General features: G+C 70.4%; 11 protein-coding genes and 4 pseudogenes. 9 read left to right on the forward strand and 6 right to left on the reverse strand.

All coding sequences use genetic code 11. The features are described from left to right. The 3 genes and pseudogenes from GJ632_RS13250 to GJ632_RS13260 form a co-directional block, all read right to left on the reverse strand. Nucleotides 1–1,104: pseudogene (locus GJ632_RS13250) on the reverse strand (CobW family GTP-binding protein); the annotation flags it as partial. Between the two features lie 80 nt (nt 1,105–1,184). Further along, nucleotides 1,185–1,499 carry a DUF3006 family protein gene (locus tag GJ632_RS13255; RefSeq protein ID WP_343161174.1) on the reverse strand — a complete coding sequence of 105 codons (315 nt, stop codon included), beginning with the start codon at nt 1,497–1,499 and terminating at the stop codon, nt 1,185–1,187. Then, nucleotides 1,496–3,091, reverse strand: coding sequence for a lamin tail domain-containing protein (locus GJ632_RS13260; protein WP_191453214.1), 1,596 nt, complete (start codon nt 3,089–3,091; stop codon nt 1,496–1,498). Before GJ632_RS13260 ends, GJ632_RS13255 begins: the two co-directional genes overlap by 4 nt. Nucleotides 3,092–3,347: 256 nt before the next feature. Between GJ632_RS13260 and GJ632_RS13265 the strand changes: the two are divergent. The 3 genes and pseudogenes from GJ632_RS13265 (at nt 3,348) to GJ632_RS13275 (ending at nt 6,676) form a co-directional block, all read left to right on the forward strand. Next, nucleotides 3,348–3,643, forward strand: a pseudogene (locus GJ632_RS13265) (hypothetical protein). 2 nt (nt 3,644–3,645) lie between these two features. Continuing rightward, the gene (locus GJ632_RS13270; protein ID WP_191453215.1) at nt 3,646–4,614 is read left to right on the forward strand and encodes an ArsA family ATPase; all 969 of its coding nucleotides are present in this window, start codon (nt 3,646–3,648) and stop codon (nt 4,612–4,614) included. 251 nt (nt 4,615–4,865) lie between these two features. Then, nucleotides 4,866–6,676: pseudogene (locus GJ632_RS13275) on the forward strand (carbon starvation protein A). Between the two features lie 129 nt (nt 6,677–6,805). Here GJ632_RS13275 and GJ632_RS13280 read toward each other — a convergent pair. Both GJ632_RS13280 and GJ632_RS13285 read right to left on the reverse strand, forming a co-directional pair. Further along, on the reverse strand, nt 6,806–7,444 hold the full coding sequence (locus GJ632_RS13280) for a hypothetical protein (RefSeq protein ID WP_089803743.1): 639 nt from the start codon (nt 7,442–7,444) through the stop codon (nt 6,806–6,808). Next, nucleotides 7,441–7,827: a cupin domain-containing protein gene (locus GJ632_RS13285; RefSeq protein WP_089803742.1), complete on the reverse strand. Its 387-nt coding sequence runs from the start codon at nt 7,825–7,827 to the stop codon at nt 7,441–7,443. Before GJ632_RS13285 ends, GJ632_RS13280 begins: the two co-directional genes overlap by 4 nt. A gap of 135 nt (nt 7,828–7,962) precedes the next feature. Here GJ632_RS13285 and GJ632_RS13290 point away from each other — a divergent pair, with 135 nt between their 5' ends. Both GJ632_RS13290 and GJ632_RS13295 read left to right on the forward strand, forming a co-directional pair. Beyond that, nucleotides 7,963–8,139 (forward strand): hypothetical protein, encoded by a 177-nt coding sequence (locus GJ632_RS13290; RefSeq protein ID WP_394351807.1) that lies wholly within the window; start codon nt 7,963–7,965, stop codon nt 8,137–8,139. Between the two features lie 91 nt (nt 8,140–8,230). Then, nucleotides 8,231–8,917 (forward strand): DUF5828 family protein, encoded by a 687-nt coding sequence (locus GJ632_RS13295; protein ID WP_089803740.1) that lies wholly within the window; start codon nt 8,231–8,233, stop codon nt 8,915–8,917. A 45-nt stretch (nt 8,918–8,962) separates the two neighbouring features. Here the strand turns inward: GJ632_RS13295 and GJ632_RS13300 are convergent, their stop codons facing one another. Beyond that, the gene (locus GJ632_RS13300) at nt 8,963–9,922 is read right to left on the reverse strand and encodes a M48 family metalloprotease (protein WP_343161175.1); all 960 of its coding nucleotides are present in this window, start codon (nt 9,920–9,922) and stop codon (nt 8,963–8,965) included. A 24-nt stretch (nt 9,923–9,946) separates the two neighbouring features. Here GJ632_RS13300 and GJ632_RS23835 point away from each other — a divergent pair, with 24 nt between their 5' ends. The 4 genes and pseudogenes from GJ632_RS23835 to GJ632_RS13315 all read left to right on the forward strand — a co-directional run. After that, nucleotides 9,947–10,090, forward strand: coding sequence for a hypothetical protein (locus GJ632_RS23835; RefSeq protein ID WP_231751551.1), 144 nt, complete (start codon nt 9,947–9,949; stop codon nt 10,088–10,090). 64 nt (nt 10,091–10,154) lie between these two features. Then, nucleotides 10,155–11,099, forward strand: a complete 945-nt coding sequence (locus tag GJ632_RS13305) for a DUF4129 domain-containing protein (protein WP_197427996.1) — start codon at nt 10,155–10,157, stop codon at nt 11,097–11,099. A 111-nt stretch (nt 11,100–11,210) separates the two neighbouring features. Next, nucleotides 11,211–12,074 carry a hypothetical protein gene (locus GJ632_RS13310; RefSeq protein WP_191453217.1) on the forward strand — a complete coding sequence of 288 codons (864 nt, stop codon included), beginning with the start codon at nt 11,211–11,213 and terminating at the stop codon, nt 12,072–12,074. Further along, nucleotides 12,071–12,330 (forward strand): annotated as a pseudogene (locus GJ632_RS13315) (DUF58 domain-containing protein); the annotation flags it as partial. The gene GJ632_RS13310 and the pseudogene GJ632_RS13315, both read left to right, overlap by 4 nt.

Below are 12,330 nucleotides of genomic sequence, written 5' to 3' on the forward strand. Positions count from 1 at the left end.
GCCGGTAGGCGTCCTGTTCGAACTCGGGGAGACTCGCCACCCACCGGCCGGTGACCTCGGCGTACGCGACGGGCCGGCCTGACTGTAGGTGAGGTGTGCGTCCTCGCGGCCGGCGACCCACATCGACCCCTTCGCACGGACGACGGCGTCGGGCAGGTCCGCGAGGACGGCGGCGACTCTGCCGGGGTGGAACGGCCGCCGACGGCGGTAGACGAACGAGTCGATGCCGTACTCCTCCTCGGGGTGGGAGTGCTGGTGGTCGTGGTCGGCGTGTCCGCCGTGTTCGTGTTCGCCGTGTTCGTGGTCGTGCCCCTCGTGTCCGCGGTCCTCGGCCTCGTGACCGTGCCCACCGTCGGCGTCGTCCGCCGATTCCTCGGCGTCCAGCACCCGCTTCCAGCCGGCGCGTTCGGCGGCGGTCTGCGGGTCGAACAGGCCGACGCCGAGGAGGCGGTCTATCGGTACCTCGCCGTACTCGGCGGCGACGACGTCGGCGTCCGGCCGGAGGGCGCGAACGACCGACTCCACCCGCGCGCGTTCGGCCTCGGTCACGAGGTCACACTTGTTGAGGACGACGACGTCCGCGAACTCCACCTGTTCGACCAGGAGGTCCGAGAGGGGCCGCCGTTCCCCTTCGCCGCCCTCGGCGACCGTCTTCTCGGGGGCGCCGTCGCCGTCGAACGTGTCGGCGAACAGGCGCGCGTCCACGACGGCGACGACGGCGTCCACGTCGTACTGCGCGGCCGCCGGCGACCCGCCCGTGAACAGGCGGGCCACCGGGGCGGGTTCGCTGATGCCGGAGGGTTCGACGACGAGGTGGTCGAAGTCGCGTTCGCGGGCGAGGCGAACCACCGCGGTTTCGAGGTCGTCGCGGAGTTCACAGCAGATGCACCCGTTCGACAGTTCCGCGACGGTGCCGTCGGCGACGGAGAGTTCCGACTCCTCGCTGACGAGTTCGGCGTCGACGTTCAACTCGCCCATGTCGTTGACGAGGACGGCGATGTCCCTGTCGCCGGCGTTCCGGAGGATGTGGTTCAGAAGCGTCGTCTTCCCCGCGCCGAGACTGCCGCTGAGAACCGTCACCGGCGTCGCGTCCGTCGTGCCCAGACCCATAACCGCGATTGGTTCGTCACGGTATATCAACGCACGGACTCGCCGACGCGGAACGCGACGGCCGCTACGCGGGGTCAGTCGTCCTCGTCGCCGTCTCGGCCGCCCGCACCGCCGGCGTCGTCCGACGAGAGCGGTTCCGAGAGCCGGTCGAACCGGCGCTGGGCCGACTCGCGCCGCCGACGCGTCTCCGCCGGTTCGTACGCGATTTCGGTCCGGTCGCTCCCGCGAACCGAGACGGTGAACCGCGCGTCCTGGTGCCGACCCTCGGGAGGGAGCAACGCCGTCGGGACGACGAGTTCGTCCGTCGTCGTACCGTCCGCTTCGAGCAGCAGCACCGCGCGCTCGTCCTCGAACCGGTCGAGGACGGCGCCGTAGGTTCGGTCGCTCACGAGTACGTCTCCCTGAGGACGACCGTCCCCTCGTCGTCGGTCACGACGACGGTGTCGCCGCCGTTGTTCCAGACGGGCGCACCCGACCCCCAGTAGCGGTCGGTCGCGCTATCCGTCCCGGCCCCGGTGTGGAGCGTCACCGACGCGCCCGGGTCGAGCGTGACGCCGTCCGGGAACCGGTAGGTGTGGTCCGCCTCGTCGCGCACCGTCCACCCCGAGAGGTCGAGTGCGGCGTCGCCCGCGTTCGTGAAGACGAGGTACTCGTCGTTCAGGTTGTCCCACTCGTCGCCCGACGCGTCCGCGTGCACCTCGACGAGCGACAGCGTCCCCGCTGTGGGCGCATCCGTCACGGTGGAGGGCGACGCGGGCGTCGAAGTGACCGCCGCAGTCGGCACCGGCGTCGCAGTCGGCGTCGCGGTCGGTTCCGGCGTCGGCGTCGGCATCGCCGTCTGCGGCGTCCCGACGACCGACTCGTTCGCCTCGCTGTCGTTCGCGGCGACGAAGTACCGGCGGTACGACACCGACCCGTTCGCCTCGGGTTCGACCGGCGGCGCGGACCGGAGTCGCGTCGCGTTCGTCGTCGCGTTTCGCTGCGTCCAGACGCTCAGGTTGCGGCCGTCGCTCCGGAGGACGACGTCGCCGTGCGTCCCCGTCCAGTACGTCGGAACCGACCGGTTCGCGAGTCGCCGGAGCGTCTCGTCGTGCGGGTGGCCGTACTGCGAGTCGTACGCGCTGGAGACGACGACGACGCGGGGCGCCGTCGCGTCGAGGAACGCTTCGCTCGAACTCGACCGACTCCCGTGGTGGCCGGCGGCCAGCGCCGTCGAATCGAGCGCCGCGCCGTAACGCCCGACGAGGTACGACTCGGCTTCGTTCTCGCCGTCGCCGGGGAACAGGAACTCGTGCCCGCCGTGTTCGACGGCGAGGACGACGCTGTTCTCGTTCCGCTGGCCGTCTGCCAGCGGTTCCGCCGGCGGCGCTAACACCCGCGTCTCGACGCCGCCGAACGGAATCGTGTCGTTCGCGCCCGTCCGGTAGAGCGGCACGTCGTGCGCCTCGACGGCGTCGAGGTACCGGCCGTACGTCTCGGACGACGAGACGATGCCGGAGTCGTACACCGCACCGACGCCGTCCGCCTCCGTCTCGAAGTACTCGACGACGGCGGCGTGCCCGCCCACGTGGTCGGCGTCCGCGTGCGAGGTGACGAGGTGGTCAATGCGGGTGACGTCGTTCGCCCGCAGGTACTGGAGGACGTGGCGGCCGTCGTCGCGCCAGTCGCCGGTGTCGACGAGGAGCGTCTCGCCGTTCGGCGCGACGAGCAGCGTACTCGACGACTGCCCGACGTGGACGAAGTGCACTTCGAGCGTCCCGTTCGTCGCCCCGGTGAGGTTCGCCGCGGTCCCGTTCCGCGCCGTCCCGGTCCGCAGCGCCGACGACTCGGTGTCTCGGACGGGCGTCGGAGACGCCTGCGGCGCGTCCGTCTGCGCCGTCGCTCCCGTCCCGTCCGTCGCCGCTCCGAGGGTACCGGCGCACCCGGCGACGACGAGGAGGAGTGCGACGGCGACCACCGCGAGCGACCGCTGATAACTCATGCGCAGACGTGACGGCCCGACGACAAAAGTGGCGGTCGCGGCGTCAGTGAACTTCGCTCAGACGTGACAGTCGGCGTAGTTGGTCGGAACGCGGACCGCCTCTCGCCCGAACGCCGGCCGTGTGTCGCGCCCGACCCTTCCGCGCCGAACTGCCAGGCCGTCGAGACGACCGGCAGTCTCCGGCGCGGACGACCCAGAACCCGCGCGTCGTCCGTGAGCGATACCCTTTTCCGCGGCCGAGGGGGTACGTGAATCAATGACACTTGCGGACCGAATCGCCGAGTACCGGGAGGCCGTCGCGGAGTGGCTTCGCGGGTTCTACCACGGACTCATCTCGCACCCGGCGTACGAGAAGATAGAGCAGGAGGCCGAAGACCAGGAGGACGCGTTCATGCTGGCGTGTTTCCCCGAGCGTTCGGCATCCCGAGTCCCGTCTCCTACTACACCGCCGAACTCCTGCCGTACCTCGAAGACGAGTTCGAGGCGTGGGAACGGCGGATGTGGGACCGCGGGTCGCTTCTCGAACGCAAGGGGCACCAGTACCACTTCTGACGATGCGCAAGTTCGTCTTCTTCGGCGGTAAGGGCGGCGTCGGAAAGACCACCATGTCGTCGGCGTACGCGCTGAAGTGCGCCCGCGAGGGCCTCCGAACCCTCGTCGTCTCCACGGACCCCGCACACAGCACCTCGGACGTGTTCGACCAGCAGTTCGACGACGACCCGCGGGCGGTCGAGGGCGAGGAGAACCTCTACGGGATGGAGGTGGACCCGGACACCGAGGTGGAACGGCACCTGATGGAGACCAAGCGGGCGATGGGCGACCAGGTGAGTCCCGCGATGGTCAACGAGATAGACCGGCAGATAGAGATGGCCCACCAGACGCCGGGGGCGTACGAGGCGGCCCTGATGGACCGCTTCATCGAGGTGATGCGGTCCGCCGAGGAGTTCGACCGGGTCGTCTTCGACACGTCGCCGACGGGCGGCACCCTCCGCCTCCTCTCGCTTCCGGAACTGCTGGAGGGCTGGATAGACCGACTCGTCTACAAGCGCGAGAAGTCCATCGACCTGTACGAGAAGGCGGCCATCGGCAACAACGAACCCCGGCGCGTGATGGAGGGCGACCCCATCCTCGACCGACTCCGAACCCGGAAGGAGCGGTTCGAGTTCGCCGGGAAGACGCTCCGGGAGGACGCCGCCTTCTTCCTCGTCGTCAACCCCGACGAACTCTCCATCCGGGAGACGCGCCGCGCCGTCGAAGACTTGGAGGAGTACGGCCTGACGATTCGCGGCCTCGCGGTCAACCGCCTCACCCCGGAACCCGAACCGCACGAGGAGGGCCGCGGCGCGCGCTTCCTCCGAGACAGAGTCGAGACCGAACGCGAACGCCTCCGGGAACTCCGCGAGACGTTCGACTATCCGGTCGTCGCCGAAGTCGTCACCCGCGTCTCGGAGGTGAAGGGCGACTTCCTGGCGGAGGTGGCCGACGAACTCGACATCGACGTCGCCGTCGAACCCCGAACCTGACTGCCCGAAAAGCGGTCACGTCGGGCGTCGTTGGGGGGACTCCGCACGACTCGTGACTTTTATTCCGGCGAAATTCGGACAATCGGAACAATTCAGCGAAGTTGGTGGACGACCTCCCACAAACCGGCCGGCGAGAACGAGCGTATTTTGCCGAATTCTCGCGGTAGAGGCGACTCTCCGAGCGGTTTCGAACGTAACAATCGTTAGCATTAAGTCACGGTTTTCCATGAGCAAGAATGAGGCTCGACACCATGGTACAAGTCATCTGGCTCGTGGCGGCGGTGCTAGCGCTGTTCTCGGTGGGGTATCTCGGCTACTCGAGATATCTCGCGCAGTTCGTCGAACTCGACGACAGTCGTGCGACACCGGCCCACAAGTACGAAGACGGACAGGAGTACGTCCCGGCGAAGAAGCCGGTGCTCCTCGGGCATCACTATTCGAGTATCGCGGGCGGAGCGCCCATCGTGGGGCCGATAACCGCGGGGGTCGTCTGGGGATGGTCCCCGCCTTGGCGTGGATCGCCATCGGAAACCCGCTGATGGGAAGCGTCCACGACTTCGTCTCGCTGTCGGCCAGCCTCCGACACGAGGGGAAGTCTATCGGCTACATCATCGGCGAGTACGTCGGCGAACGCGGCAAGAACATGCTGCTGTGGTTCGCGTTCCTGACCATCATTCTCGTGGTGGCGGTGTTCGCGCTCGTGGTCGCCATCGTGTTCAACGCCTACCCCGAGGCGGCCACGGCGAGCCTGATATACATCGGGCTGGCCGTGCTGCTCGGGGCGTACCTGTACCAGCTGAACCTCCCGTTCATCCCGGGGACGGTGGCGTTCGTCACCGCGATGTTCGTCGGCGTCTGGGTGGGGACGCAGTACCCCCTCGCGCTGTTCGAACCGGCGTCGCGCGCTCCCGCGTCGACGTTCGTCCTGTTCGGCGGGAGCGGGTCGTGGATTCCGGCCGCCGGGTCGCTCGGCGCGAACACCGCGGCGTGGGTGCCCATCATCCTCCTCTACGGTGCGCTCGCGAGCGCGCTTCCGGTGTGGGTGCTCCTGCAACCGCGCGACTACCTCTCGTCGTTCCTGCTGTACACCGGCGTCGGCGGGGCGCTGCTCGCCATCATCGTCGGGACCGTCCTCGGAACCTCGAGCCAGCCGCTCGTGACCAATCTCGAACCGTTCTACGGCTTCATCGGCCGCTCCGGCGCTCCGCTGTTCCCGCTGCTCTTCATCACCATCGCCTGCGGGACCATCAGCGGCTTCCACTCGCTCGTCTCTTCGGGGACGACTTCGAAGCAGCTCAATCAGGAGTCCGACGCGCGCCTCATCGGGTACGGCGGGATGCTCGGCGAGGGCCTCCTCGCCACCGTCGCGCTCATCAGCGTCGCGCTCGTCGCGCCCGAAGTCGGCGGCGGCATCGGACTCGCACTGCCGACGTTCGCGACGGGCGGCGGCATCATCCTGACGAGCTTCGGTATCCCCACCTCGTTCGGGGGGCCGTTCATGGCGCTCGTCCTCGTGAGCTTCCTCCTCACCTCGACGGACACGGCCGTCCGCCTCGGTCGGTACATGATGGAGGAGATAATCGGCACGCCCGAGTCCTCTGTCGAGTCGTTCGCCGCGGACCGCTACGGGAACGCCGTCGTGCAGGCCGTCCCGGCGTACGTCCTCATCACGAGCGGGTCGTGGCTGACGCTGTGGCAACTGTTCGGCGGCGCGAACCAGCTGCTCGCCGCGCTCGCGCTGCTCACCGCGACGGTGTGGCTGGCCAACTGGAGCGAGTCCAAACAGCTCGTCAGCACCGGCGGCCCGATGGTCGTCATGGTGACCATCACCGTCATCGGTCTGCTGTGGCTCGCCATCCACGACAACATCTACGCGAAGTTCCTCGACAGCGCGTGGATGGCCGAGGCGACGACGTTCGCGATGGTGTCGGCGGTCGTCCAGATACTCATCGCGTTCGTGCTCATCTACCTGGCGCTGTCGCTGGTCGTGATGGGCTATCGGAACATCCAGCGCGTCCGCGAGAACCCCAGCGAAGGCGGCTTCTCGCCGGGCGACGACTGAGCCGTCGCCGACGCGACGGCAGACGAGACCCGCCGCCCGAGCCCTCCTCCTCTCTCTTTCGCCGTTCGCCAGCGACGGCTCAGACCGTCGCTTCGGAAATCGCTCTTCGACGGCGGATTCAGAAGTCGTTCAGCGCCGCAGACGGTCCAGCACGCGGGCGACGACGCCGCGGCGGTTCGGCGTGGTCACGTCGTCCCAGAGGGTGAACGCCTGCGCCACGTCCGCGCCGTCGCTCGCGACGCTGTCTTCCTCGTCGGGGGCGACGACGGCGAGGTTCACCTCGTAGTGGCCGTAGTAGCCGAACTTGATGAGGTTGCGGTCGGAGAAGTCGGCGACGAACGACCGCACGTCGTCGGCTATCTCGTCGGCGACGACGACGAACGTGAAGTCCGTGCCGTAGTGTTCCTCGTCGGCGACGAACCAGTCGTCGCCGTCGGCCAGTTCGTGGGCGAGTTCGACCAGTCGCTCCAGTTCGCCGACGGAGGTGTGGGCGACGCGCCGGGCGAACAGGAACTCGTGGCTCTCGTGGTTGGCGTAGTTCAGCGCCGGGTGGAAGAAGTGCTTCTCCGACTCGATGCGCATCTCGCCGAACAGGTCGAACCGCTCGCCCTCGACCGTCCGCCCGCGTTCGAGGTCGTAGTTGAACAGCAGTCGGTCCGACACCCTGTCGAGGTACTCGTCCTCCCAGTCGGGCACGTCCGAGAGGTCGATACCCGCCTCCTCGGCGGCGGCCTTCGGGTCGAAGGCGTCGTCGGCCGCCTCGCTCATTCCGCCGCGTCCTCCGGGTCGTACGCCACCGCGTCGCCGGAGACGGCGGGTGCGCCGACGGCGAGCAGTTCCACCGGCTCGGTCGCGTCCGCGGGGTTGTACGCTCGCTGCGGGCTGTTCGGGTCGACGGCGAACAGGTCCCCCGCCGGCACCTCGTACGTCTCCGCGGGCGTCTCGACGAACAGCGTGCCGGAGAGGACGTAGAACGCCTCCTCCTGCTCCTCGTGGTAGTGGTACGCCAGCGGCACCTGCTCGCCGGGGGCCGCGCGGAAGCGGTTGATGGCGACGTGCTCCAACCCCGCCGCCGCCGACAGCCGTCGCATCTCGCAGGGTCGGTCCTCGACCGTCTCCACCTCGTCGCAGTCCACGACACGATATCCCATACCGGGTCAAGCGAGTACGGCTAAAAAAAGCGCCTCGGTGCGACGCCGTCCCAACACTTTAGCCGCGAGCCATCCAACCGCACGTGAACAGCACTCATGTCCGGGAAGAAGACCGAGTCCTGCGGCCGATGTGCGATGTCCACCGTCGTGGACGCCGCAGACGACGGCAGCGAGGGGTCGAACCCGTTCGACGGGGGCCGAATCGAACTGTCCGACCGCGAGTTGCGGACCACCTCGCCCGCCGCGTGGGCGTCCCGACTGGTCTCGCGCCTCGACGGCGCCGCCACCCGGTTGGTCTACGGCCGTCGGTGACGACGCGTCTCGTGTCGCCCGTCGACGTGTGACAGAGAACCAACACGCAAGTAGAGTTTTATAGCCCTCCGAACTTAGACCTGCCATCGAGATGGAAGAGAGCGTTTCCGGCTTCAAAACGCGGGGGTCGTGGGGTGACGTCGTCGAGCACGGCGAACGTATCACGCGCGCCCTCCGCGAGGCGGGCGTGGACAGCGACGCCTTCGAGGAGTGGGACGAGTGGCGCCCCAAGGCGCACGAACGGCTGAACGAGGACGTCAACGAGAAGACGGCCGCGCAGGCCAGCGTCGGCGAAGGGCAGGGCGAGAAGGCGGGGAAGGACCCGAACGAGGACCTCCAGACCGCCGGCGAGAAACTGTCCGAGTCGTACCAGAAGGTGGACGAGGGCGACAGCGACGGCGCCGTCGAACGCTGGAGCGAGTCCATCGGCTACGTCGCCCGCGCGGCCGACTCCGCCGGCCGAAAGGCCCTGCGGAAGGTCGAAGACACCGTCTACCGGAAGGTGATGACCCAACTCGCCCCGTACTACTTCGACAACGAACTCATCAGCGCGAACATCCAGAAGTCCACGCGCGGTGAGGGCGACGTGACGTTCATCTTCGAGGTGAACGTCAACGACGACGAGTTGAAGTCGCACGTCAGCAGTCGCCTCGGCGAGTACGACGACGAGGTGGACCGCTGGCACGTGGACATCGAGAAGGAGACGACGACGGCCGAGGCGGCCGAGGGCGTCGAACCCCCCGAGTCCAAGACGGAGTCGAACTACACGACGAACTGACCGCGACCGGCCGCGGTCGCTCCCCGCTCTCTTTTCCTCTTCACTTTACCGTCCTTCCAGCGACGCCGCCACCGCGCGCAGGTTCGACAGTCGCTCCGCGACCGAGGGATGCGTCCGCGCGGCGATGGCCGCACTACCGTCCGCGTCGCGGCCGTGTGCGTCGCCGTCGTCGCCGCCGTCGGTTCCGAACCCGTGCGGCAGGAAACAGAGGCCCCGGAGCGTCGGCGACGCGGCGCGCAGGTCACGTCGGGTCCGGTCGACGTCCGCCAGCGCCCGAATCGCACTCGCCATCGCCGCGGGGTCGCCCGTCGCCCGCGCGCCCGCCCGGTCGGCGACGAGTTCGCGCCGCCGCGACAGGCGGCGGGTGAGGACGACGGCCGGCGCCGCGAGGAGGCCGAGGAGGACGCTCCCGAGGAGTGCGGTGCCGACGACGACGACGGCGAACCCGCCGAGCGAGGACGCCGAGAGCGCGGGTCCGGGGAGTCGCGGGACGGCGGCCGCGTAGAGGCCGACCAGTCCGACGCCGGCGAGGAGGGTCCCCGCCCCGCCGTCGGGGAGCACCGACTCCGTGACCGAGTACTCACCGTTGGCGAGGGCGGGGAGAGCCGTCGCGAGCGTCATCACCGTCGCGTCGCGGTTCTTCACGTGCGCGAGTTCGTGCGCGAGGACGGCGTCGAGTTCGTCCGCGCCGAGGGCGTCGAGCAGGCCCCTGCTGACGACGACGGTGGCAGCGCGCGGTCCGCCGACGGCGAGCGAGTTCGGCACGTCGCTCTCGACGACGGCCAGTGCGGGCGGTCGGAGGCCGAACTGCGCGGCGAGACGGGTGAGTCGGGCGCGGAGTTCGGGACGTGCGGCGTCGCCCACTCGTTCCGCGCCGACGGCGTCGAGGACGCCGCGCCCCGCGTAGCGAGGTGGCCGACGAGGGCGACGGCGGTGACGGCGCAGACGACGATGCCCCCGACGAGGACGCTGGACGCGCCGGGCGGCAGGAGCGGTTCGACCCACGGCGCGAGGAGGTACGCGAAGACGGTGACGGCGGCGACGTCGACGGCGACGACGAGTGCGAGCGTCGCGGCCATCTCGCCGGCGAGGGCGGCGTCCGGCGTCGGGTCGCCGTCGCCCGAGGCGGAGCGGTTCGGAGTGGAGGGCGGCATCTCGGTTCGATGGTCGTGAGAGGAGGGATAAATGTTTCCCGGAGAGGACAAGGACTTTACCAATCTACCCCCCACCGTCTCCCGTGTCACGCGACCCTACACGCGCCGCCCTCGCCCTCCTCTGCGTGGTCGTGGTCCTCTTCGGCGGGTCGCTGTTCCCGACGGCCGGGTTCGGCTCCTACCCGACCGGTCTCGGCGGCGGGAACGGCCTCTCGGACGCCGACGGCGGACCGCCGGACACCGCCGTCGGAGACGGGACCACGCCGTCGCCCGCCGCGCCGACCGAGACTGCGGGGACAGCAGACGACGGCGACGAGACGGCGACGCCCACCGCGACGGCGACACCGACGGCGACGGAGACGCCCGGCCCCGACGGACGGTCGGGCGACGGAGGCGGCCTCGCCGGGGCTCTCACCGGCCTGTTCTTCCTCCTCGGAACGCCGGCCGTCGGACTCCTCCTGTTCGCGTTCGGTCCGCGTCTCGACGAGGGGAGGACGTTCGCCGGCCTCCCCGTCGGCCGGTTCCAGACGAACCTCCGGTCGCTCCTGGCGGCCGTCCCGCGACGGACTACCTCGTTCGTCGTCGGCCTGTCGGCGTCTCTCCCGGCCCTCCTCGACCGGGTCGGCACCGTCGCCGGCGACGCCGCGGCGGCCGCCGGCGTCCTCGCGGGTGGCCTCCTCCGCGGCGGCGGTCGGACGCTGGCCGTCCTCGGGGGCGGTCTCGGCACCGTCGCCACCTCCCGCCCCGCGCGTTCGAGGGCGGGCTCTCGGCCCTGTTCGGCGGCCTCCGCCGCGCGGGGTCGGGGGGCCTCTCTCGGCGTCGGCGGCGTCGGCGAGCGACGACGACGCCGCGACGGCGACGACCACCGACGACGCGACGGACGACGACCCGGCCCCTCGGACCGTCGAGGAGGCGTGGGCGCTGATGGCCGACCGCGTCCCCGTCGGCAACCGGCGCGCGGCGACGCCCGGCGAGTACGCCCGCGCCGCCGTCGCCGCCGGCCCCCGAGGCGGCCGTTCGACGACTGACTCGCGCGTTCGAACGCGTCCGCTACGGCGGCGCGTCGGGCCGCGAGGACTCCCGGGCGTCCGGGACGCGTTCGCCCGGATTCGCGCGTTCCTCGACGGCGGTGACGACGCGTGACGCCGCCGTGGCTCACCCCTCGTCGGGCCCTCGTCGGCCTCGCGGCCGCGTCGCTCCTCGGGGCCGTCCTCGCCGTCCTCCCCGGGTGGCTGGTGCCGACGTTCGTCGTCGGCCTCGCGAGTTCGCCGCTCGCGAGTTCGTCGCTCGTCGTCGTCGCCGCCGGTCTGGCGGGTCTGTACGGCCTCCGCGTCCTGACCGACGACGAGGACGACGCGGACCGGCGGGAGCGACGGCCGACCGTGCGGTTCCCGTCACGGCCGCCCGAAGTCGCCGTCCACGACGTCCGCCGCGTCGTCGGCGAGGACGTGAACGGCGCGGCCAGTTCCGCGGACGCCGACGAGCAGTGGCGTCGGCGTCGGCATCAGCGGCGGGCGCACGCGACGCTCCGCGCGGCGGCCGTCGACGCCGTCACCGAGTCGACGGGCTGTTCCCGCCAGGCGGCCGCACGACTCGTCGCCGAGGGCCGGTGGACCGACCGACCCCGCGCCCGGGCGTACCTCGCGGAGGACGACGCGATTCGCCGACCGCTCCGGACTCGCGTCCGCGACTGGGCGGCCGGCGAGCGAACCGAACGCGCCGTCCGCGCCACCGTCGCCGCGATTCTCGCCGTCCGGGACGGCGACACGGGCCACCTCCGAGCCGAACTCTCGGCCGTCGAATCGGCGGACGGCGACGGACCGGACGCCGACGCGCGCGACGCCACCGATGCGGTGTCGGCGTCCACGCCGTCCGCGGAGTCGACCTCCGGTGGGAACCAGCGGCCGACTCGACGGGTCGAAGCCGAGGCCGACGGCGGCCGGCGACCCCGAAGCCAGCGGGCTCCGTCGGACGCGTCGTTCGAGGGCGGTGAGCGTCGGTGAGCGCCGACGACCGCCGTTCCGGCCCCGCGCGGACGGAGGTGGGACTGGTGTTCGCGCTGTTCGCCGGCGCCGCGGGCGTCGTCGTCTCCGACCCGGCGGTGTTCCTCTCTTCGGTCGTCGGGGTGGCCTACGTCGGCTACCGGCACGCCAACCGCGCGCCGGACCCCGACCTGTCGCTCGACCGCACGCTGCGTACCGATTCGCCCGCGCCGGGCGACGAGGTGACCGTCGCGCTCACGGTGACGAACGAGGGCGA

The organism is Halogeometricum sp. CBA1124 (genome assembly GCF_009741955.1).
GTDB lineage: Archaea > Halobacteriota > Halobacteria > Halobacteriales > Haloferacaceae > Halogeometricum > Halogeometricum rufum.